This window comes from Enterococcus sp. DIV1375a (assembly GCF_051712205.1).
GTDB lineage: Bacteria > Bacillota > Bacilli > Lactobacillales > Enterococcaceae > Enterococcus > Enterococcus faecalis.
On record NZ_JBIOOM010000001.1, the window covers coordinates 2,066,081 to 2,087,773 of the forward strand.

Consider the following 21,693-nt stretch of genomic DNA (forward strand, 5'->3'; position numbering starts at 1 on the left):
CTTTCACTTAAATCTTATCCATTAACATAATAGCAGTTTTTCACAATAAAAAGCAATTCTATGGCTCAAAAATAGCATTTTTCTTCAAAAGTTTGTGATAAAAGGTATAAACCTTCACAAAGCATTTTTTGATACGTGCTATTTTAGCAGATTTTATGCTACACTAAGGGCAATGAATTTAGAAATGAGGACTACTGATGATTTTATTACAAGCAAATCAAGTTGCCCGGCATTTTGGCTCGGAAACATTGTTTGAAAACATACATTTAGAAATTGCAACAAAAAGTCGGATTGCCTTAGTTGGTCGTAATGGTGCTGGAAAATCGACTTTTTTAAAAATCATTGCAGGCATTGATGCTCCCGATAGCGGAACCATTGCCAAAAATAAAACTGCTACGTTAGGTTATTTAGCTCAAAATACCGGCTTAGAATCAGATAAAACCGTTTGGGAAGAAATGACAAAAGCCTTTGCTGACATCCTAGAAATGGAACAGCGTATGCGAGAATTAGAAACTAAAATTAGTGAAATGGAGCCAACCACTTCCGTTTATGAAGGAATTTTAAAAGAGTACGATCAATTGCAACATACGTTTTCTGAAAAAAATGGCTACGGCTATGAAAATGAAATTCGCTCAGTCCTTCACGGCTTTGGCTTTGATGAATCCTTTTACACGAAAGATATTCAAACCTTATCTGGTGGTCAAAAAACCCGGCTTGCATTAGCGAGAATGCTTTTACAAAAACCAGATATTTTAATTCTGGACGAGCCTACAAACCACTTAGATATCGAGACGCTTTCTTGGCTGGAATCTTATTTGCCAAGCTATGCCGGCGCCCTATTGATTGTTTCCCACGATCGTTATTTTTTAGATAAGGTAGTTAATGAAGTTTATGAACTGAGTCGCAAAAAAATGACTCACTACAAAGGAAACTATTCCAAATACTTAGAGTTAAAAGCAGAACAATTAGCCAGTGAATGGAAAGCGTATGAAAAGCAACAAGAAGAAATCAATAAGTTAGAAGATTTCGTTGCCAAAAATCTGGTTCGTGCATCTACAACGAAACGTGCACAAAGTCGCCGAAAAGTATTAGAAAAAATGGACCGTTTAGACCGACCTCAAGGAGATGAAAAATCGGCGCATTTTCTTTTCGATAGTGAAAAAGTCTCGGGAAATGTTGTTTTACAAGTCGAAGATGCCGCCATTGGTTACGACCAAGAACATATTTTATCCGAACCTATTCACTTGGATATTCGTCGCAAAGAAGCCATTGCCTTAGTCGGACCGAACGGAATTGGTAAATCTACTCTCTTGAAATCAATTATTGACCGCATTCCTTTCATTAAAGGAAGTAAAACTTTTGGCACCAATGTTTCTGTAGGTTACTATGACCAAGAGCAAGCCAATTTACATGGCAATAAAACGGTCTTAGCGGAATTATGGGATGAACACCCAACCACACCTGAAAAAGAGATTCGAAGTATTTTAGGCGGCTTTCTCTTCAGTGGAGACGATGTTGAAAAAACGATTCCTTTATTAAGCGGTGGCGAAAAAGCACGTGTGGCATTAGCAAAATTAGCGATGGATCGTGACAATTTCTTGATTCTCGATGAGCCAACCAACCACTTGGATATCGATAATAAAGAAGTTTTAGAAAATGCGCTGATTGATTATGAAGGAACCATCCTCTTCGTTTCCCATGACCGTTACTTTATCAATCGAATTGCAACAAAAGTTGTTGAGCTTTCCGAAAAAGGCAGCAAACTTTATTTAGGCGACTATGATTATTATTTAGAAAAGAAACAAGAGGAAGAAGAAATAGCTGCCCTCTTAGCTAATGAAGAAGCGGCGAAAAAACCCGAACCAGTTACAGCCAAAAATACCTTTTATCAAAACAAGGAGCAACAAAAATTACTCCGTACTTTGCAAAGAAAAATAACACAAGTCGAAGAAAATCTTGCTCAGTTAGATACGACAATTGCACAATTAGAAGCACAAATGAGTCAACCAGACATTCTAGAAAATCATGTTGAATTGCTGGCTCTAAACCAACAATTAGATGACGCTCGTCAGCAACAAGATGAACTACTTGAGCAATGGGAAAATTTCAGTTTAGAATTAGAAGAAATGGAAAATAACAATTAACGGAGGGATTCACTATGGCTTCCAAAAAAATCAGTTTAACGAAGCCCAAATATCAACAAATCGCCGTTGATGTTGCGGAAAAAATTGCAGAAGGCAAATTACATGTCGGAGATAAAATCCATGCCCGTTCCACCCTAGCTAACCAATACCAAGTGTCGCCAGAAACAGCCCGCAAAGCCATTATCGTTTTAGTCGATTTAGAAATCGTTAAAGCCAAACACGGCAGCGGCTTCTATGTGGCATCAAAAGAAAAAGCGCAGGACTTTGTGACACAATATCAAGACGTTCAAACGATTGCTGAAATTAAAGAAGAATTGCTAGATAGCGTAGCGAAACAAAAAGAAGAACTTACTCATTTTTCTAGCATTCTAGATACTCTTGTTGAACAAACAAAGCGTTTTGATTCTTTCAATCCAATGAATCCTTATTCATTAGTTTTAACAGAAGAAGCTGCTTATCTTGAGGCGACGATTAGCGAAATGAATTTTTGGCAAAACACTTCGGCAACGATTATCGCCATCAAACACAAAGAAGAACTTCTGGTCTCACCTGGTCCATATGCAAAGATTTCGTTGAACGACACACTTTATTTTGTTGGACATGACGAGTCAACCTTACAACGAGTGCAGAATTTCTTTTATCCTTAAACAAAAAAGTGACTACTTATCTTGCGGTAAATAGTCACTTTTTTTATTTATTATTTCTATTTTTCATAAAAAACCACTATAAAACCTAGTTAAAATACTGTTTTTCTTCATTTTCAGAAAGATTTTCATCTAATTTGACAAAGTGACAACTTTATAGTAGTCTGATGTAGTCACTTTTTTTAATGAGGAGGAACAATGATTTGCCAAAAGTAAAAGTAAATCACCTTACCAAGATCTTTGGTAAGAAAACCAAACCGGCACTTGAAATGATTCGTGCCAACAAAAGCAAAACAGAAATTTTAGAAAAAACGGGTGCCACAATCGGTGTTTATGATGTAAATTTCGAAGTTGAAGAAGGCGAAATTTTCGTTATTATGGGGTTATCAGGAAGTGGAAAATCAACATTAATTCGTTTATTAAATCGTTTGATTGAACCAACTTCAGGAAATATTTATATTGATGGACAAGATATTTCTTCTTTAGATAAAGAAGGATTACGTGAAGTACGTCGAAATAAAATGAGCATGGTTTTCCAAAACTTTGGTCTTTTCCCCCATCGAACTATCTTAGAAAATACGGAATATGGTTTAGAAATTCGTGGTGTTCCTAAAGAAGAACGCCAAGCAAAAGCTGAAAAAGCCTTAGAAAATTCTAGCTTAATTGCTTTTAAAGACCAATTACCAAGTCAATTATCTGGTGGGATGCAACAACGTGTCGGACTTGCTCGTGCCTTGGCTAACGATCCAGAAATTTTATTAATGGACGAAGCGTTCTCTGCTCTTGATCCGTTAATTCGTCGTGAAATGCAAGACGAACTATTAGATTTACAAGAAAATGTCAAAAAAACCATTATCTTTATCACACATGATTTGAATGAAGCTTTACGAATCGGCGACCGGATTGCTTTGATGAAAGATGGTCAAATTATGCAAATTGGGACTGGAGAAGAAATTTTAACCAACCCAGCCAACGAATATGTGCGAACCTTCGTGGAAGATGTGGATCGTTCAAAAGTCTTAACTGCCCAAAATATTATGGTACCTGCTTTAACTACTAACATTGAAATTGATGGCCCAACTGTTGCTTTAAAACGGATGCGTCAAGAAGAAGTGAGTATGTTACTTGCCGTGGATAAAAAACGCCAACTAAAAGGCGTTGTACGCGCAGAAAAAGCTTTAGAAGCGCGTAAAAACGGGACTTCTCTTGTAGAATGTGTGGATCCAGAAATTCAAACAATCGACAAAGATATGTTAGTGAATGATATTTTCCCACTGATTTATGATGCACAAACGCCTCTTGCCGTGACTGATAACGGCAAACTATTAGGCGTGGTCATCCGTGGTAGCGTACTTGAAGCACTTGCAGAAACAGAGGTGAACGAACATGAATAAGTATCAATTACCTGTCGCGTCTTGGGTTGAAAGTTTTACTGATTGGTTAACTTCAACATTTGCTGGATTATTCAGCTTTTTACAAACAATTGGTCAAAGTGTAATGGACAACATTACTGCCTTACTAACAGCCGTACCACCACTTGTGCTGATTGTGCTATTAACGATTGCTGCTTTCTTTATTTCTAATAAAAAAATTGGCTTAAGTTTATTCACGTTTATCGGCTTAATGTTTATCTATAATCAAAACTTATGGAACGATTTAATGAGTACCGTTACGTTAGTTTTACTTTCTAGTGTTATTTCCATTATCATTGGTGTGCCACTAGGGATTTTAATGGCGAAAAGCGAAAAAGCCAAGAGTATTATTACACCGATTTTGGACTTCATGCAAACAATGCCTGGTTTCGTTTACTTGATTCCAGCCGTTGCATTCTTCGGAATTGGTATGGTTCCTGGGGTCTTCGCCTCTGTTATCTTCGCTTTACCACCAACCGTGCGCTTTACGAATTTAGGAATTCGACAAGTACCAAATGAACTTGTTGAAGCAGCTGATTCTTACGGTAGTACTGGCTGGCAAAAATTATTCAAATTAGAATTACCTTTAGCCAAAAACACGATTATGGCTGGTGTTAACCAAACAACCATGCTAGCTCTATCAATGGTAGTTATTGCTTCAATGATTGGTGCGCCTGGATTAGGACGTGGCGTCCTTTCTGCTTTACAACGTGCGCAAGTCGGGAACGGTTTCGTAAATGGTGTGGCTTTAGTTATTTTAGCGATTATCATTGACCGTTTTACTCAACATTTAAATAATAAAAAAGCAGCCCCTAAAGCAGCTGGTACCACCTCTAAAAAGAAAAAATATGGGATTATTGCAGCGGTTGTTGTAATTGTCGCTGGCTTAGTTGGTGCTTCAATTTTTACAACAACAAATGATAAGCAAATTTCCCTTTCTTATGTGGAATGGGATACCGAAGTAGCCTCCACACATGTTGTTGCCGAAGTCTTAAAAGATATGGGGTATGATGTTAAAACGACTCCTTTAGATAACGCAATTATGTGGGAATCTGTAGCTAAAGGTGAAACAGATGCCATGGTTGGTGCGTGGCTGCCAGGAACTCACGCAGAGCAATATAAACAATATAAAGATAAATTAGACGACCTTGGTGAAAACCTTAAAGGTGCAAAGCTAGGAATTGTCGTCCCTTCTTATATGGATGTTGATTCTATCGAAGATTTATCTGATCAAGCTGGGAAAAAGATTACTGGAATTGAACCTGGGGCTGGTGTTGTTGCAGCAGCAGAGAAAACTAAAGAAGCTTATCCTAATTTGAAAGATTGGTCTGTTGAAACTTCTTCATCAGGTGCCATGACTGTCGCCTTAGGACAAGCAATTAAAAACAACGAAGACATCGTTATTACTGGCTGGTCTCCTCACTGGATGTTTGCAAAATATGATTTAAAATATTTAGCTGATCCAAAAGGCACTATGGGCGGCGAAGAAGCGATTCACACAATGGCTCGCCAAGGCCTAAAAGAAGATCAACCAGAAGCTTACAAAGTGTTAGATAATTTCCATTGGACAACTAAGGATATGGAATCTGTCATGTTAGAAATTAACGAAGGCAAAGACCCACAAGAAGCTGCACGTGATTGGGTTGATTCACATAAAGACCAAGTAGCAGAATGGAAAAAATAATTCTTAACAAATGACTTCCCCATCTATTAAAAGAGGACGTTGAACAAATTGTTCAACGCCCTCTTTTTTCGAAAAAAAACCACTCAGTTGGGTAGACTGAGTGGAAAGGAGTTATTTTTACTTGAGGAGTAAAAATGAAAAGTGTTTATGTTGGGTGTTTTGTTGGTATGCTTATATATTAACGAGAACCTGTGAATAATTTGTGACGAAAACCTTGGAAATTTGCTACGAATTACTTAAAAAAGTTTAAATGTGTCTCACCCTAGTTAATCGATACAGTGATTATTTCTTTTTAGCATTTTGGATGGCTTTAAATAATGTTGAAAATTGTCCTTTGAAAGACATCACATCATCAAAGATATCAACACCATCGTTTAACATTTTGACGGTCACCCAGCCAAGCGCTTCCGTAATTGCTACCGCAACTGAAGCATTGACCATGCCACCAGTCACAGTTCCGACAACAGGAATCACTTTTAGAATATTCCCGACTGCACTCTTACCTAAACTAACCACTACTAATTCTTTGGTTAAGCTTTTCCCTAAGCTTTCGGACCAAGACTGACCAAAAATTTTATGCAGCCGTGACATCATAGTTAATTGAACAGGTACCAGTAAAAAAGCATCCGAAAACGGAATTGGCGAAAACCCAATAATTGCTGCTGACAATGCAGCAAAATGAATCGTTTGATGACTTTTCTTTTTCACGTCAGGTGAAACACCAGCCAAAAATTCATCAAATACTTTGTCGAGTTGTGTTTGACTGTTCGTCACTAATTGTTCTGCTTTACCTTTAGAAGTTGCGAAAGCATTCATTATGGCCGTAGACGTTTTTTGTGGAAATTTTTTCAAGACATCTTGAAAAAAAGAACGAAATTCTGGGTCTTCGATTTCTTCATTCAATTGCTTAGTTTCTTGTTCTGCTAATTCTTGTTTTTCAATCTCTTCAAAAAGTTCTTGTTTCTTTTTGTTTTTATGTTTTTTTCTTCTCATCTCATTAACTCCCTTATCTATCAATATGTAGAAACAAAGTATAGCATAGCCCCTGATTGATTCTCTTTTAGATGATTTGAAAAGCCAGAACTTATCTGTTTTTTAAACAAATAGAAATGTTCTAGCTTTTCTCAAAAAATCAGCTATTTTGTTTGTTCTTCACCGCAATACACCGTCAAGTGTTTAGGTAAAATTTCCAGCGTAATTGGCAAAGCAGCTCCTTCATCACCATCCACATTAGTGGTTAATTCTTCTTGGTTTTCTAAGGAGATTGTTCCTTCTTTAAAGGTTAGGTAAACTAAATTATCAGTGGACTGGTCGACGCCTTTTAACAAATCTGGGACTGCTTTTACTGCATCCCACAATGATTGATCTTTTAAATAAACTAAATGAAGTTTGCCATCATCCACTTGGGCCTCTGGTAATAATGTTTCAAACCCACCGATTGAATTTGTTAAGCCAACTAAAACGGTACTACTTTCAATGGTTTGTTCTTTTTGATCCAATCTTAAATGAAAAGGATACGTTTGAGCATTCGCTAAATGTTTGGCACCTGAAATAAAATAAGCGAGTTTTCCTAACTTCGTTTTTTGTTCAACGTCCACGTCGTTAATTGACTCTGGAATCGTCCCAATCGCAACGACATTCATAAAGTAGTCGTCATTGATTTTCCCCACATCTAAAGCACTGGTTTTTTCTAAATCTAATTGTTGAATCGCTTCTTCAGGGTCCATCGGTAAATTCAAGGCTCGCGCTAAATCGTTCACCGTTCCTAAAGGAAAAAAGCCAAATTTTGAGCGGTAAGCTTGTTCTGCCAACCCGCTAATTCCTTCATTAACGGTTCCATCTCCCCCCATTACGAAAACACTGTCGAAGTGACTTTCCGCAGCTTCACGGGCAAATTGTTCTGCATCGCCGCCTTTTTCTGTTTGTTTCACTACAACTTCATCAAATAACTGCTTTAATTTTTCTTCTGCTAACGTTTCAAATTCTTTGGCTTTTTCACCACCAGAACTGGGGTTAACAATTAAAACTGCTTTTTTCACTGGCACCACTCCTCATTGATATCTAAATCGTTTGATTCCTTACAATTATTATAAAAGATATTTTTAATTCTGGCGAAAAATATGCTGACACTTGCTTAACAAACAAGCATTCCTGCTCCTCACTACTTTTCAAAACGTTCTTTAAAGCAATAGGCAAAATAATAGAACAATTTCCAAAAATCTTGCCAAACTTTTGGATCCATCCCCGTCAATTCATGAATTCGTTTCAAACGGTAATTCAATGTATTTCGATGGATATGTAATACTTGTGAGGTTTCATTGATGTTTAAGTTATGATTGGCGAAAAAAATAACGGTTTCATAGTATTCATCATAAATCGTCTGGATGGTTTCAAAAAAATCCAATTCAATATGAAAAGGAAAATTAAAAATGCCTTGAATGAAAAAATCTTCTGCTTGGTAAAACTTAGCCTTTTCTAATTGAAGAAACGATAGAAGTAAATACGTGTTTTGTGCCTCTTGGACCATTTGTTGAATCGTGGCTTTTTCCGAACTTATCACAAGGTATTCTGTTACTGGCTTTGTTATCTGAGGTGGTTCAGAAGTAATCACCAGATAACAATTTTCCCATTCAAATATTTCATGGCCAGGATAATAACTGGATAATAAGCGCTTATCCTTGGTCAGTACACAATGATTCTGGTCATCTAATTGAAGGTTATATAGTTCCAACGCTTCAAGTTTTAAGGCTTCTGAGTAAGCAGAATCAACATGCATTAAGTGCTGGATAAACTGATTTTTTTGTTTTTTCTTTTTTTCGCGTTCTTGTTGTGTATTTAATTCTTCTGTCAGTAAAAGAACAATCGAGCGCACAAGCTTGGTAAATTTGCGCACCTCGTCTGGTTCTCCTGAAATGCCTACGACACCTAAAATGTGATCATTCAAAATAATCGGTTCATTGGTGCCTTTTTTCTCTAAAGAAGTATCTTTATAAATTTCAATATTTTTTCGTTCATTGATGGCTCTTTCTGCGCCACGATGGCGCTCCCCAATTCGAGCAGAATCTCCACTCGCAATAATTTTTCCTCGTTCATCCATAATATTGATGTTATAAGGAATATCCGCCATTAACTTTTCAACAATTTTATTTGCTTGGATTTTGTCTAATTTTAACATTGCTATCGCCAACTTTCTAAAAAGCGAGTAGCGTTTGGGACATAAGCCGCAATGACTTATGTCCCAAACGCTTAATTCTTCAGATCAACGACTGAACATTTTTATTTCAGCTTTCATTACTGATGATACCATGGTTAGTTCTTAGTCACAAGGCACCAGCTGTAATGTACGAGCAATATTTTCAACGGTTCTTTCTAAGTTAACTGGTCCATTTTTCAATGCTGCTTCCAATGGTTCGGCTTTGGCCAAAATTCCAAAAATAGCCGTCATCCCTTCTTCATAGAGGACATCCACATCTTTGCCGATATAGCCAGCACAAGCGAAAACCGGTTTTTGATACTTCTTGGCCAAACGCGAGACGCCATAAGGGGCTTTGCCGAATTTTGTTTGAAAATCCATCCCGCCTTCACCAGTAAAGACATAATCAGCAGCTTTTATTTTTTCTTCTAATTGATTCACTTCTACGACAATATCAATCCCTGGGCGTAACTGAGCTTTTGTGAATGCTAGTAACCCTGCACCCAAACCACCAGCAGCTCCTGCGCCTGGCATCATCTCAACATCAATGCCGACCTCTTTTTTGATGATTGCTGCATAATGGGCTAAGTTTTTATCTAATTGAGCCACCATTTCTTCTGTCGCACCTTTTTGCGGACCAAAGACATGAGACGCCCCTGTTGGCCCTGTTAGTGGGTTATTCACATCACTAGCTACTAGAACTTCGGTAGCAAAAATACGTTGATCAAACTGTGTTAAATCGATCTGCGCCAATTTATCTAATGCACCACCGCCACGTGTCAATTCTTGCCCTTCCTTGTCTAACAAACGCACACCAAGTGCCTGAATCATACCTGCACCCCCATCATTTGTCACGCTACCACCAATGCCGATAATGATTTTTTTTGCCCCATGATTGAGCGCATGTTGAATCATCTCTCCTGTACCATAAGTAGAAGTGATCAAGGGATTACGTTCTGCTGCTTTGACCAATTCAATTCCGTTGGCTTTCGCCATTTCAATGACCACCGTTTCTTGGTCACCTAATAAGCCGTAATAGGTTTCAACGATTTGATCAGGAAGCGGTCCTGCCACACGCACTGGTACTCTTGTGCCTCCTGTTGCATCCACTAAGGAATCCACCGTTCCTTCCCCGCCGTCTGCCATCGGGACATGTTGAATGTCTGCATCTTTAAATACAGCTAAAATCCCTTTTTCCATTGCCAGACAGGCTTCTTTTGCACTCATACTTTCTTTAAATGAGTCTGGAGCCAAAACAAATTTTTTCGTCATCTTTTCGCGCCTACTTTCCAACTAGTTTAAAATAAAGCCATATAAAATGGTTGCAACAATCGTCATTACCCCACCGACACACATTTCATAAGGAATCACTCGAATTCTTTCTTTAATCGTCATATTCATACTTTGTGCCGTAATATGGAAATAATTGCCTTGAGGAACACTATCAATCACAGTTGCCCCAGTATGCACCATGACTGCTGCTGAAAGTGAAGATGTGCCCATATCTAAAATCGCTGGTCCAAAAGAACCTGTCGCTAAAATAACCGCTGTGGATGTTGAACCAACTGCTAAGCCCATTAAAATACCAGAAATCGGTGCCAAGAAGGTTCCAGAAATTCCCATTACAGAAATTAAGTGGACAATTTGTGTTGATAAATCAGAAACAGAAATTAATCCAGCAATTGCACCTGCACCAATTAAAATTAAAACGGTATCGGTTACTCTCTTCAAGCCAGAAGACGCATAAAAGGCCAGTTGTTTTGTTTGCCCAATCGCAATTGTCCCAACAACTGAAGCGAACGGCAAAATATACAGAGCATCAATATTCAAACTTTTGATGAAAGAAATATTTAAAACGGCGCCAATCGGATTAAGTAATAATAAGACAATCGCTAACACTGGCGCGATTAACGCCTTTTTCAAAGGTAATAATTCTTTTGTTTGTTCCTCTACAAGATCCGTTTCTTTGACCATTGATCCTTTGCTTCTCATGATATTTGCAAGAACAACAGCTGTAATTAAGCCAAATACGGCTGGAATAAAACCAGCAATCATAACGTCACTTAAAGGTAAATCAAAGCCGTTCGCCGCTGCAATAGTATTTGGATTAGGCGAAATAATATTGCCCGCTTTGCCGCCACCTGATAAGGCAATCAATAATGATAACTTACTGATACCCGTACTTTTCCCAACAGATAGAGCAATCGGGGCAACAATCAACACTGCAACAGGAATGAATACGCCCACTGCTGTAATTACCATTGTGGATGATGCCAAAGATAAAATAGCTTTTTTCTCGCCAAGCTTTTGTACAATGGCGTTGGCAATTGATTCTGCCGCACCAGATTCCATCATCACACCCGCCAACATGCCGGCTGCTAAGACACGGATTGCGGTTCCCATAATACTTTGTGTTCCGTTTAATAGAACAGCGACTGTATCTGACAGGGAAGCGCCTCCAATAAGACAACCAACAATTGCACCAAAAAACAAGGAATACACAGGATTAAATTTTTTCAAAATTAATACTATCGCTACAACTAATCCTAAAATTGCAGCAACCCAAGATATTGTAATATCTGGCATTCAAAATCAGCTCCTTAAATTGTTTACGCTTTCATTTTATCAAAGTCCTTTCTTTTTAAAATTGTAAATTTAACAGGATTTATTGTTCAAATGCACAAAAAAAACCGTTCTTAAAGAACAGTTTTTTGAAATCTTTTTCTATCTTTCTCAATAATGACCACCAAGCCAACGAACAAAAGAACACTCACAATTAACAATACTGCCGTTTTATTATATCCATGAAAGAGCGCTTCGCCTCCACATGCGTAAAGTATTGAGGAAGGAATTACACCAATGAATATAGCGGCTATTAAATTTTTTAATGGCAACTGCATAGTATCTGCAGCAAAATTAATCACAGAAGAAGGAATAATTGGAATCATGTAGCCCACCATAATCCCAATTTTTGGATGCTTCATCCGTCGAATGGACTGGACCCAATGATTGGTCTCCGTTTTTTTATCTAAAAATTTTATATGATGCATCAAAAAGATTGCAACCAAATTTCCCATACTATTCCCTAAAACGTTAATGAGTGTGCCGCTGAAGGGACCAAAACTCAATCCTGCAATCACACCAATTACTGAGGTCGGAATCCCTGGTACTGCACACATGATCGCGGTCAAAAAAACTAACAACAGCGCTGCTGAAAAACCATGTGAACGAATTCGCTCTAATAATTGTGTCTTACTGGCTTTAGGATTCAAAAATAATTGAATATCTGTTTGATATTCTAGATACAAACGGTAACCTACCAGTAGGATTAAAATAAGCCCGCTACTGATTAGTAGTATTCGGATTGTTTTCCTTTTCATTTTCTTTGCTCCTTTTATGCTTTATACAAAGTGTAGCACAGGATTCTTTGTGCCTCAATTAGAAGCTTGTATGAATAAAAGCCGCCCCTAAAAGTTAGACTAAAAATCTAACTTTTAGGGGCGGCTCGAAAGTTACGAAGGTACTTTTTTTATTTCCGATACATCTTAAACTCCAAGAACAGATCGTTATAAATTCCTAAGTATTCTTGACCTAAATCTTGGTAAACTTCTAAATGTTTGATGGTTTCATCATCTGGATAAAATTGTTTATCTTCGGCAACTTCTTTTGGTAATAGTTTTTTAGCTTCTTTATTTGGTGTGGAATAACCAATATATTCTGCATTTTGTGCTGCATTTTCTGGTCGTAACATAAAGTTCATAAATGCATAGGCGCCGTCTTTATTTTTGGCTGTCTTAGGCATCACAATGTTATCAAACCAGAGATTAGAGCCTTCACTGGGAATCACATAATGTAGATGTTCATTGTTTTCTAGCATTTCAGCAGCTTCACCAGAGAAAGTTACAGCAACTGCACTTTCTTCATTAGCCATGTACATTTTGATTTCATCGGCAACAATTGCTTTGACATTGTTCGTTAATCGGTTTAACTTATCGGTAGCCTGACGTAATTGTTGGTCGTTTTTACTGTTTAACGAATAGCCTAAACTGTTCAAAGATAATCCTAACACTTCGCGAGCGCCATCAATCAGCATGACATTATTTTTTAATTCCGGGCGCCATAAATCATCCCAATGTTGGATCTGACGGCCGTCAATAAATTTATCATTATAAATAATCCCCAACGTGCCCCAGAAGTATGGAACGGAAAACTTATTTTGGGGATCGAAGGATTGATCTAAAAAGCGTGCATCAATGTTTTCTAAGCCTTTTAATTTGCTGTGATCAAGTGGTAAAAGCATCTTTGCTTTCATCATTTTTTGAATCATATATTCAGAAGGAATGGCAATATCATAGGCTGTGCCACCTTGCTGAATTTTTGTATACATAGCTTCATTAGAATCAAAGGTTTCGTAATTGACTTTATAGCCTGTTTCTTTTTCAAATTTCTTAATCAAGGCTGGATCTATATAGTCCCCCCAATTGTAAATGGTCAAGGTATCTGCTCCTGCCATGCCACTTGCTTTCTCCAATTGGCGCACGCCAAAAAACAAGATGACAATAATAGCGATAATTCCAATAAAAAGTGACTGTAATTTTTTCATTTTAACTTGGCCACCTCACTTTGTTCCCGACGCATTTTCTTTAAACGTTTTGGCGTATTGTCTTTACTGATAAAGTAATAACCGACAACTAGAATCATTGAGAATAGGAATACTAACGCACTTAAGGCATTGATTTCTAAACTAATTCCCTGACGTGCTCGTGAATAAATTTCAACAGATAATGTTGAAAAACCATTGCCTGTCACAAAGAATGTTACGGCAAAATCGTCCAACGAATAAGTAAAGGCCATAAAGTAGCCAGCAATAATTCCTGGCGCTAAAAAAGGCAAAATAATATTTTTAATCACTTGAACATTATTGGCCCCTAAATCCCGTGCCGCATCTACCATAGAATCGTTCATCTCTTGTAGTTTTGGTAAAACCATTAAAACAACAATTGGAATACTAAAGGCAATATGCGACAATAATACACTTGTAAAACCTAAACTGATAAACCCTACTGCCGTGAAGAAAATTAAGAAACTGGCTCCAATAATAACATCTGGTGAAACGAGTAAAATGTTATTAAAGCTAAGCAACGTGTTCCGGTTTTTACGACGTTTTGTATAATAAATCCCCATCGCACCAAATGTTCCAATGATGGTTGCTATTAAAGCCGATAAGAAAGCTAGCAAAAACGTATTCAGAACAATGGTTAACAAGCGTGTGTCTTCGAAAACGTTCCGATAATTATCTAACGTAAAACCAGTAAACTGATTCATCGTTTGCGTGTCGTTAAACGAATAAAAAATCAAATAAAAGATTGGTGCGTACAGTAGCGCAAAGACAACGAATAAATACACATAAGACCATTTAAACTTTTTCTTTTGCATTATTTGCCACGCCCTTTCTTCTTCTCACCCGTCAGCAACATCACAATAAACATGGCAACAATTAAAATCACACCAATTGTTGAACCCATGCCCCAGTTTTGCGTTACTAAGAAGTGTTCCTCAATCGCCGTTCCCAACGTAATCACCCGATTGCCGCCAATTAAACGCGTTAACATAAAGAGCGAGAGCGAAGGAATAAAGACAGCTTGAACGCCACTTTTCACACCGTTTAGGGAGAGAGGAAAAATGACACGGCGGAATGTTTCCGCACTGCTAGCTCCTAAGTCCCGACTAGCACTAATCAATGAAGGATTCATCTCTTCTAAGGCATTAAAAATCGGCATAATCATAAATGGAATTTCAATATACGTTGCGACAAATAAAAAACTGAAATCTGTAAACAGAATTTGGTGCGTACCCAAACCCATAAAACTCATAAACTGATTGATACTCCCATGAATACTGAAAATCCCAATAAAGGCATAAGCTTTTAATAATAAATTCACCCACGTTGGTAAAATAACAAGCATTAACCACAACTGTTTATGCTTGAGCTTTGTCAAAAAATAAGCCGTAGGATAACTTACCAATAACGTAAAAATGGTAATCAGAAAAGCATACCAAACCGAATTAATGGTCATACTTAAATACGTTCCTGATGTAAAATACGTTTGGTAATTCGCCAAAGTAAACTGGCCATTCATATCGAAAAATGATTGATAAATAATCATTAGCACTGGCGCAATGACGAATAAAAGTAACCACATTACATAGGGAATCGAATAAATTCGACGCATTGTTTTCATTTTATTTTCCCCTTTCGTTTACTCGTCGTAACTTTCTAAACGGGCATCAAAGTCTTCTTCTGATTCATTGAAGCGCATCACGTGAATATCTTCTGGCTCAAAAGAGAGCCCTACTTGAGCGCCTTCTTTGGCTTTTCGAGTGGAATGCACCATCCATTCGTTTCCTTGTTCATCAAAACAAATAATTTCATAATGAACGCCGCGGAATAACTGCGTGTCCACCGTTACAGTTAGCTTGCCTTTTTCAAGCGTGGTAATCGTTAGGTCTTCTGGACGTAAAACGACTTCTACAGGTTCATTTTTCCGCATGCCGCCATCGACACATTCAAACTTTTTGCCCACAAATGAAACTAAATTATCTTCCAGCATCACGCCATCCACAATATTACTTTCCCCTACAAAGTCAGCAACAAAGTGATTAATCGGTTCATCATAAATATCGACTGGTGTGCCACTTTGCACGATATGACCTTTATTCATGACAAAAATTTCATCACTCATCGCTAATGCTTCTTCTTGATCATGGGTCACAAAAATAAAAGTAATTCCTAAACGTTGTTGTAAATCACGTAGTTCATATTGCATCGCTGTGCGTAATTTCAAATCTAAAGCGGATAACGGCTCATCTAAAAGCAATACTTTTGGCTCATTGACAATCGCTCGTGCAATTGCGACCCGCTGACGCTGGCCCCCAGACATTTCACTAATTTCACGTGTTTCGTAGCCCGGTAATTGAACCAAACGTAATGCCTCTTTCACTTTTTTTTCAATTTCTGCTTTGGATAGTTTTTTGATTTTTAAACCAAACGCAACATTATCAAAAACATTCATGTGAGGAAACAAAGCATAATCCTGAAACACGGTATTGACTTGGCGTTTATTGGCAGGTACATCATTTATTCTTTTACCATCAAAATAAACATCGCCAGAAGTCACGTCATTGAATCCCGCAATAATACGCAAAATCGTTGTTTTGCCACATCCTGAAGGTCCTAATAACGTATAAAATTTTCCTTCTTCAATTTCAAAGCTGACATTTTTTAATACTGGTTCATCGTCAAATTGTTTGACAACATTTTCAAATGAAATCACATGGTTTCTCACTGGATAAACTCCTCCATTTCGTCCTTTATAAATACGATTCTGTCGCCACAATTAACGCACGACTTTTTCCTCGACCATTGTTGCTAATTTGGTGAGGTTCTGTTGCTTGATAATACATGGTTTGACCTTTTTTAGCAATATACGTGGCTTCCCCTAATGTCAAACGAATGGAGCCATCAATCACATAAATAAATGTTTCCGATAGAGAAGGTTCAAACGTTTTATATTCGCCATTTTTATCAAAAGTAATAATGACAGGTTCCATTTCTTTTTCATTTGAGGCTGGAATTAACCATTTTAGTTCATAGCCATGTTCTTCATCATAATAGAGGGTACTTTCTTCTTCATTGTAGACAATTTTCTGTTCAAGCGGTTGCTGACTAAAAAACTGCTCTGGCGTCACGCCTAGTACTTCTAAAATTGAGAAAAATGTTTCCATTGATGGTGAGCTTAAATCCCGCTCCAATTGGGAAATATAGCCTTTGGATAAATCCGTTCTTTCGCCTAATTCTTCTTGTGTTAAATTTTTCTGAATGCGTAAATTTCTCAACTTCTCACCAATTTCCATGGCACACCTCGTTTCTATTTTCAGCTAATCTTTTCAACAAAAGTTTTGTAATACTAAACTTACAGTTTAGTTTTACCTTTTTTAGTATACGAACTTTTTGAAAAATTTCAACCATTTTTCTTTATTTTTCTAGTCTAATTGTCACACAATCTTTCTTTTCTGTATAACTTACTGTTTATAAGAAGAAAAATGATACGAAAAAATCAGAATATGATAAAATAAGACGAGTTGCTTTTTTACATAATTGGAAGGAGAGTTTTTATATGAATTCATTTCAAGCATTTACGTTAAGAGAACAAGATACATCTGTTATTGGTCAACTAGAAACCATTACTTTAGACGATTTATCAGAAGGCACTGTAGTAATCAAAGCAGCCTACTCCTCAGTTAACTTTAAAGACTCTTTAGCTTCAAAAAAAGACGGCGGTGTGATTCGCAATTATCCAATGATTCCAGGAATTGATGTCAGTGGCACTGTTGTCACATCGGAAGATCCTCGTTTCAAAGAAGGCGATAAAGTGATCGTAACAGGCTATCAATTAGGGGTTAGTCATACTGGTGGTTATTCTGAATATGTGCGTGTTCCTGGCGATTGGGTAGTTCCACTTCCTGAAAAAATGAGTCTCAAAGAAGCAATGATTTTCGGAACTGCTGGCTTTACGGCCGGATTATCTGTCACAGCTTTAGAAGACGATGGCTTACGCGACGACAAAGAAGCCCCCATTATTGTAACTGGTGCGACAGGCGGTGTTGCGACATTGTCTATTGCGATGTTGCATCAATTAGGCTACACTTCAATCACTGCATTAACTAGAAAGCCAGATTCTTTTGAGCTTTTAAAAGAGTTAGGTGTTAGTGAATGCTTATTAGTAGAAGATTTCTTAGCAACTCCTGTTAAAGCATTGATGAAACAGCGTTTTGCTTTTGCAATTGATACCACTGGTGGGGAAATTACTTCTGCTGTTTTACCACAACTTCGTTATGATGGCCGTTCAGCCATTTGTGGCCGCGCTGCTGGAATTACATTAGAGACAACCGTTTTACCCTTTATTTTACGGGGCGTTCATTTATTGGGCATTGATTCGGTTAATGTTGGTATGGACAAACGAAAAATAGTCTGGCAACGTCTTGCCACTGATTTAGACATCACTGAAAAAGCTGTGTATCAAGAGATTACTTTAGAAGAACTTCCCCCTGTTTTTGAAGCATTACAAGCAGGCCAACATATTGGACGGACCATTGTCCGAATTTCTTAAGGAGGCGTTTTGATTATGGATGTTTTAGTTACTGCTGGCGGAACGTCAGAACCGATTGATAATGTTCGTTCGATTACCAATCATTCTTCTGGCGGACTAGGAAAAGCAATTGCTGAAAGTTTTTTAGCTGCTGGACACACCGTAACCTACGTAACAACCAAACATGCATTACGTCCAACCCAACAATTGGACTTATTAATTAAAGAAATAGAAACAACGGTTGAATTAGCCACTACGTTAGAACAACTCTTTGCTGAAAAGCAATTTGATGCGATTGTTCACGCAATGGCAGTCAGTGATTTTACGACGGAAGCCGCGCAAACGGAAGAACAATTTATTGATTCTTTTGCTCAACAATTAAGCGAACAAACATTGCCAAAGACCAAAGAAGCCTTGGTAACTATCGTTCAAAACACATTGAATCAGATTGCTGATATTCCTCAAACAGCAACAAAAATTTCATCTGATACGGACCGATTATTAATTTTTCTAAAGAAAAATCCTAAAGTCATCCAAATGATTCGTGACAAGCAACCCCAAACTGTTTTAGTGGGCTTTAAATTACTTGTCGACGTTTCACAAGAAGAACTTGTCCAGGTTGCACAAGCCGCTTTGGTTAAAAATCGGTGTGACTTTGTCTTAGCCAATGACTTGATGAACGTTCATGAAACAGAACACGAAGGATTATTAATTAACGAAACGGGCATTGTCCAAGAAGCTTGTTCAAAACAAGGGATTGGTTCAATGATCGTTAAAAATGTTGAAAAGAAATGGAGAGAACAACAATGAAAACTATTTTATTAGGCGTCTCTGGCAGCATTTCTGCATATAAAGCAGCAGATATTACAAGTCAACTAGCTAAGCTTGGCTACAATGTGGAAATTTTAATGACTAAAAGCAGCACAGCGTTCATCACTCCGCTGACGTTACAATCACTTTCTAAGAATCCAGTGCATACGGATGTCATGATGGAAATTGATCCCAGTAAAATTAATCACATTGAATTAGCTAAAAAAGCGGATTTATTTTTAGTAGCACCTGCTTCGGCCAATACAATTGGGAAATTAGCCCATGGGATTGCCGACGACTTATTATCAACAGTTGCTTTGGCGCTTTATCCTGAAACACCCAAAATTATTGCGCCCGCGATGAATACGTATATGTACCAAAACCCCATTGTCCAACGAAATATTGGCATTTTAAAAGAAGTCGGCTATCAAGAAATAATCCCACGTGAAGCTCTATTAGCTTGTGGCGATTATGGTCGTGGCGCACTTGCCACTGTTGAAGATATCCTTCAAACAGTGATGAAAATTTTAGCATCTGATAACAAGGAGTAATTTATGAATAACACGAAAAAATTTACGTTAACAGCAATGTTCTTAGCTATCTTACTTTTACTGGCTTTAACCCCGCTAGGATTTATCACATTAGGTCCTTTAAATTCGACCACGATGCATATTCCTGTAATTATTGGTTCCATTGTTTTAGGGCCAAAAATCGGTAGTATGTTGGGCGGCACGTTTGGGATCATTAGCTTAATTAAAAATACGACAGCACCAACACCTTTGTCGTTTGTTTTTTCTCCATTTATTCCCGTGATTGGTACCGATCACGGTAGTTGGAAGGCTCTTTTAATTGTGCTCATTCCGCGGATTTTAATTGGGGTCGTTCCTTATTTCGCTTACAAATGGCTAAATAAATTAACGAAGGAAAAAGCGCAACCTGTCTCCTTATTTGTGGCTGGTGTTTTAGGCTCAGCAACGAATACCATTTTAGTCATGAACATGATTTATTTTCTTTTTAATTCAGCTTATGCTGAAATTATTGGTAAAGCTGGAACTGCTGTTTACTTAGCCATTATTGCGACGATTTTCAGTTCTGGTGTGCCAGAAGCTCTTGTTGCTGGTGTAGCTGCTTCAGCAATTGCTAGCGTTTTGCTTCGCTTAATGAAACGGAATGCAACGCAAAAACTATAGAAAAAAACACATGGACTAAAAATCAAGTTTGATTTTTAGTCCATGTGTTTTTTATTTATTTTTTTTGTTTTCGTAATTTATAGGCATATTCACTGGCTTTAAATAATAATTTATTAACCGGTAAATCAAATTCCCCAATAAATTCATTAATCGTTGGGTTGAAGTTCGCTTTAAACTTAATTAAGCCATCATTTAAACTACCTTCTAAGCCGCCCATATTACAGCTTTCGCAGCCACGGTTAAAACATTCTTGAATGGCATCTCGCCAAGTCACATATGTTGGCATGTAGCGTTTATAACGATCATCTAAGCCAGCATAAAGGATTTCACTTGTTGGACCAAATGTCACAGCCAAAGCGCCAGCAACCGTGACGATTTCACCAGCTTCTGCGATATTTTCTTCTAATTCTTTTAATTCCCGAGTCAAGGAAGCATCTAATTCTTCTAAATTATGGCGCTTTTTCACTTGATTTTCTTTCAAATTACTCAAGTCTTTTTGATTTTTGTCATAGCGTTGTCGCGTGCTATCTAAGCGTTCCTTTAAATTGACTTGCGCCAGCATAATAAAGGAGTCTTCTGGGTAAATGTTCAACAGCTTCTTAAAGTAATCACTATTCCGCAAAGAAATATGTTGGCGTTCCATGGTTGATTGAATGACTTTTTCAAATTCATCAACAAAGTCAACATGCCCTTGCTGCACAACGACCCCTTTTTTTTCAGCTGTTTTAATCATTTTCTTGGTGCTTTTTGACAATTGTTCTTCACTAAAATCTTCACGATAAATATTCGCTTGGAAGCGGGGCTGGATGGTGGCCCCCATATCCATTGTCAGTCCTTGATATTTGGCCCCTGCTTTTTTCAAGGTCTCAATAATAGCTGTCGCTTCAGCATGCGGTTGATGTTCTTCTCCCAAATGAAAATCTTGATAGTGAACCGCTGGATCCATTTTTATAAATAAAGCTCGTTTTTTCTTGCCAAATTTTTTCAATTCAGCCATAAAGTAGCTGACCAAACGTTCATTTGTATAGTCCATTACTGGACCTCTTGGTGTATATAACATCGTAAAACCGGCTGGTAATGGTTTGATTAAAACTAAACTTGATGCGACTAATGTATCCTTTTCATAAACCCCAACAATTTCAGAACCCCAGTTATCCTTGACTTTTGCCCATGAAGATGACTGTAGTAAATTACATAATGGGTGATTTTTAACAAATGTATCGTGTACTTCTGCCGGAATACCGATTTTAAATGTGTACATGTTCAAACTCCTCTGCTGTGACTTTCCAATAGTCCGTTTATCTTACACTATCATAGTGTATTCCAACAGACTAGTAAAGTTTTACATGAAAATTTTTAGAAAAAATGTAGATCTTATTCTTTATGTAAAAAAGACGAGGTAGAAACAGTTCATTCTATCACTTAGCTCACTAATAGCAACGACACTTTTCTTCACTGCCATTCAAA

The 21,693-nt window shown here is 37.6% G+C and carries 20 protein-coding genes; 8 read left to right on the plus strand and 12 right to left on the minus strand.

Features of this window, described 5'->3' with window-relative positions; genetic code table 11:
* The first annotated feature begins 197 nt into the window (after window positions 1-197).
* The 4 genes from IGJ63_RS10035 to IGJ63_RS10050 all read left to right on the plus strand — a co-directional run bounded on the left by IGJ63_RS10035 (window position 198) and on the right by IGJ63_RS10050 (window position 5,884).
* Window positions 198-2,144 carry an ABC-F family ATP-binding cassette domain-containing protein gene (locus IGJ63_RS10035; protein ID WP_002365037.1) on the plus strand — a complete coding sequence of 649 codons (1,947 nt, stop codon included), beginning with the start codon at window positions 198-200 and terminating at the stop codon, window positions 2,142-2,144.
* 14 nt (window positions 2,145-2,158) lie between these two features.
* Window positions 2,159-2,791, plus strand: a complete 633-nt coding sequence (locus IGJ63_RS10040) for a GntR family transcriptional regulator (protein ID WP_002356525.1) — start codon at window positions 2,159-2,161, stop codon at window positions 2,789-2,791.
* Between the two features lie 200 nt (window positions 2,792-2,991).
* The gene (locus IGJ63_RS10045; RefSeq protein WP_438746412.1) at window positions 2,992-4,182 is read left to right on the plus strand and encodes a quaternary amine ABC transporter ATP-binding protein; all 1,191 of its coding nucleotides are present in this window, start codon (window positions 2,992-2,994) and stop codon (window positions 4,180-4,182) included.
* Window positions 4,175-5,884: an ABC transporter permease/substrate binding protein gene (locus IGJ63_RS10050; RefSeq protein ID WP_231414229.1), complete on the plus strand. Its 1,710-nt coding sequence runs from the start codon at window positions 4,175-4,177 to the stop codon at window positions 5,882-5,884. The genes IGJ63_RS10045 and IGJ63_RS10050 overlap by 8 nt, the downstream gene beginning before the upstream one ends.
* A gap of 282 nt (window positions 5,885-6,166) precedes the next feature.
* Here IGJ63_RS10050 and IGJ63_RS10055 read toward each other — a convergent pair whose 3' ends face one another.
* From IGJ63_RS10055 to IGJ63_RS10105, 11 genes are all read right to left on the minus strand, one after another.
* On the minus strand, window positions 6,167-6,901 hold the full coding sequence (locus IGJ63_RS10055) for a YcjF family protein (protein WP_002384134.1): 735 nt from the start codon (window positions 6,899-6,901) through the stop codon (window positions 6,167-6,169).
* A 119-nt stretch (window positions 6,902-7,020) separates the two neighbouring features.
* The gene (locus IGJ63_RS10060; RefSeq protein WP_438746415.1) at window positions 7,021-7,923 is read right to left on the minus strand and encodes a diacylglycerol/lipid kinase family protein; all 903 of its coding nucleotides are present in this window, start codon (window positions 7,921-7,923) and stop codon (window positions 7,021-7,023) included.
* A gap of 122 nt (window positions 7,924-8,045) precedes the next feature.
* Window positions 8,046-9,059 carry a CdaR family transcriptional regulator gene (locus IGJ63_RS10065; RefSeq protein WP_002356518.1) on the minus strand — a complete coding sequence of 338 codons (1,014 nt, stop codon included), beginning with the start codon at window positions 9,057-9,059 and terminating at the stop codon, window positions 8,046-8,048.
* A 141-nt stretch (window positions 9,060-9,200) separates the two neighbouring features.
* On the minus strand, window positions 9,201-10,349 hold the full coding sequence (locus IGJ63_RS10070) for a glycerate kinase (RefSeq protein ID WP_353973713.1): 1,149 nt from the start codon (window positions 10,347-10,349) through the stop codon (window positions 9,201-9,203).
* Between the two features lie 21 nt (window positions 10,350-10,370).
* Window positions 10,371-11,663, minus strand: coding sequence for a GntP family permease (locus IGJ63_RS10075; RefSeq protein ID WP_438746418.1), 1,293 nt, complete (start codon window positions 11,661-11,663; stop codon window positions 10,371-10,373).
* Between the two features lie 110 nt (window positions 11,664-11,773).
* Window positions 11,774-12,457 carry a TVP38/TMEM64 family protein gene (locus tag IGJ63_RS10080; protein WP_002362276.1) on the minus strand — a complete coding sequence of 228 codons (684 nt, stop codon included), beginning with the start codon at window positions 12,455-12,457 and terminating at the stop codon, window positions 11,774-11,776.
* 149 nt (window positions 12,458-12,606) lie between these two features.
* Entirely contained in the window at window positions 12,607-13,680 is a 1,074-nt protein-coding gene (locus IGJ63_RS10085) for an ABC transporter substrate-binding protein (RefSeq protein WP_002362278.1), read from the minus strand.
* Entirely contained in the window at window positions 13,677-14,513 is an 837-nt protein-coding gene (locus IGJ63_RS10090) for an ABC transporter permease (RefSeq protein ID WP_002356512.1), read from the minus strand. Before IGJ63_RS10090 ends, IGJ63_RS10085 begins: the two co-directional genes overlap by 4 nt.
* Complete coding sequence (locus IGJ63_RS10095; RefSeq protein WP_002356510.1) at window positions 14,513-15,319, minus strand: ABC transporter permease; 807 nt, start codon at window positions 15,317-15,319, stop codon at window positions 14,513-14,515. The genes IGJ63_RS10090 and IGJ63_RS10095 overlap by 1 nt, the downstream gene beginning before the upstream one ends.
* 18 nt (window positions 15,320-15,337) lie before the next feature.
* The gene (locus IGJ63_RS10100) at window positions 15,338-16,423 is read right to left on the minus strand and encodes an ABC transporter ATP-binding protein (RefSeq protein ID WP_002356508.1); all 1,086 of its coding nucleotides are present in this window, start codon (window positions 16,421-16,423) and stop codon (window positions 15,338-15,340) included.
* A gap of 25 nt (window positions 16,424-16,448) precedes the next feature.
* Window positions 16,449-16,991: a helix-turn-helix domain-containing protein gene (locus tag IGJ63_RS10105; protein WP_002356507.1), complete on the minus strand. Its 543-nt coding sequence runs from the start codon at window positions 16,989-16,991 to the stop codon at window positions 16,449-16,451.
* A 263-nt stretch (window positions 16,992-17,254) separates the two neighbouring features.
* On the opposite strand from IGJ63_RS10105, the gene IGJ63_RS10110 reads away from it, so the two are divergent.
* Genes IGJ63_RS10110 through IGJ63_RS10125 form a run of 4 tightly spaced genes read left to right on the plus strand, consistent with a single transcriptional unit; the run spans window position 17,255 to window position 20,226 of the window.
* Window positions 17,255-18,247, plus strand: coding sequence for a YhdH/YhfP family quinone oxidoreductase (locus IGJ63_RS10110; RefSeq protein WP_002356506.1), 993 nt, complete (start codon window positions 17,255-17,257; stop codon window positions 18,245-18,247).
* Window positions 18,248-18,262: 15 nt separating this feature from the next.
* On the plus strand, window positions 18,263-19,036 hold the full coding sequence (coaB, locus tag IGJ63_RS10115) for a phosphopantothenate--cysteine ligase (RefSeq protein WP_202567943.1): 774 nt from the start codon (window positions 18,263-18,265) through the stop codon (window positions 19,034-19,036).
* Window positions 19,033-19,587, plus strand: a complete 555-nt coding sequence (gene coaC, locus IGJ63_RS10120) for a phosphopantothenoylcysteine decarboxylase (protein ID WP_002359573.1) — start codon at window positions 19,033-19,035, stop codon at window positions 19,585-19,587. The genes coaB and coaC overlap by 4 nt, the downstream gene beginning before the upstream one ends.
* Window positions 19,588-19,590: 3 nt before the next feature.
* A complete protein-coding gene (locus IGJ63_RS10125; RefSeq protein ID WP_002356501.1) occupies window positions 19,591-20,226 on the plus strand; it encodes an ECF transporter S component in 636 nt (211 codons plus the stop codon).
* A gap of 55 nt (window positions 20,227-20,281) precedes the next feature.
* Here IGJ63_RS10125 and IGJ63_RS10130 read toward each other — a convergent pair whose 3' ends face one another.
* The gene (locus IGJ63_RS10130; protein WP_002385715.1) at window positions 20,282-21,487 is read right to left on the minus strand and encodes an aminoacyltransferase; all 1,206 of its coding nucleotides are present in this window, start codon (window positions 21,485-21,487) and stop codon (window positions 20,282-20,284) included.
* Between the last annotated feature and the right edge of the window lie 206 nt (window positions 21,488-21,693).

Bases quoted from the DNA above. Each gene is read 5' to 3' on its own strand.
- IGJ63_RS10090 (WP_002356512.1), bottom strand. From the start codon at position 14,513: ATGCAAAAGAAAAAGTTTAAATGGTCTTATGTGTATTTATTCGTTGTC.
- IGJ63_RS10085 (WP_002362278.1), bottom strand. From the start codon at position 13,680: ATGAAAAAATTACAGTCACTTTTTATTGGAATTATCGCTATTATTGTC.
- IGJ63_RS10040 (WP_002356525.1), top strand. From the start codon at position 2,159: ATGGCTTCCAAAAAAATCAGTTTAACGAAGCCCAAATATCAACAAATC.
- IGJ63_RS10125 (WP_002356501.1), top strand. From the start codon at position 19,591: ATGAATAACACGAAAAAATTTACGTTAACAGCAATGTTCTTAGCTATC.
- IGJ63_RS10080 (WP_002362276.1), bottom strand. From the start codon at position 12,457: ATGAAAAGGAAAACAATCCGAATACTACTAATCAGTAGCGGGCTTATT.
- IGJ63_RS10035 (WP_002365037.1), top strand. From the start codon at position 198: ATGATTTTATTACAAGCAAATCAAGTTGCCCGGCATTTTGGCTCGGAA.
- IGJ63_RS10065 (WP_002356518.1), bottom strand. From the start codon at position 9,059: ATGTTAAAATTAGACAAAATCCAAGCAAATAAAATTGTTGAAAAGTTA.
- IGJ63_RS10050 (WP_231414229.1), top strand. From the start codon at position 4,175: ATGAATAAGTATCAATTACCTGTCGCGTCTTGGGTTGAAAGTTTTACT.
- IGJ63_RS10095 (WP_002356510.1), bottom strand. From the start codon at position 15,319: ATGAAAACAATGCGTCGAATTTATTCGATTCCCTATGTAATGTGGTTA.
- IGJ63_RS10105 (WP_002356507.1), bottom strand. From the start codon at position 16,991: ATGGAAATTGGTGAGAAGTTGAGAAATTTACGCATTCAGAAAAATTTA.
- IGJ63_RS10075 (WP_438746418.1), bottom strand. From the start codon at position 11,663: ATGCCAGATATTACAATATCTTGGGTTGCTGCAATTTTAGGATTAGTT.
- coaB (WP_202567943.1), top strand. From the start codon at position 18,263: ATGGATGTTTTAGTTACTGCTGGCGGAACGTCAGAACCGATTGATAAT.
- IGJ63_RS10070 (WP_353973713.1), bottom strand. From the start codon at position 10,349: ATGACGAAAAAATTTGTTTTGGCTCCAGACTCATTTAAAGAAAGTATG.
- IGJ63_RS10130 (WP_002385715.1), bottom strand. From the start codon at position 21,487: ATGTACACATTTAAAATCGGTATTCCGGCAGAAGTACACGATACATTT.
- IGJ63_RS10110 (WP_002356506.1), top strand. From the start codon at position 17,255: ATGAATTCATTTCAAGCATTTACGTTAAGAGAACAAGATACATCTGTT.
- coaC (WP_002359573.1), top strand. From the start codon at position 19,033: ATGAAAACTATTTTATTAGGCGTCTCTGGCAGCATTTCTGCATATAAA.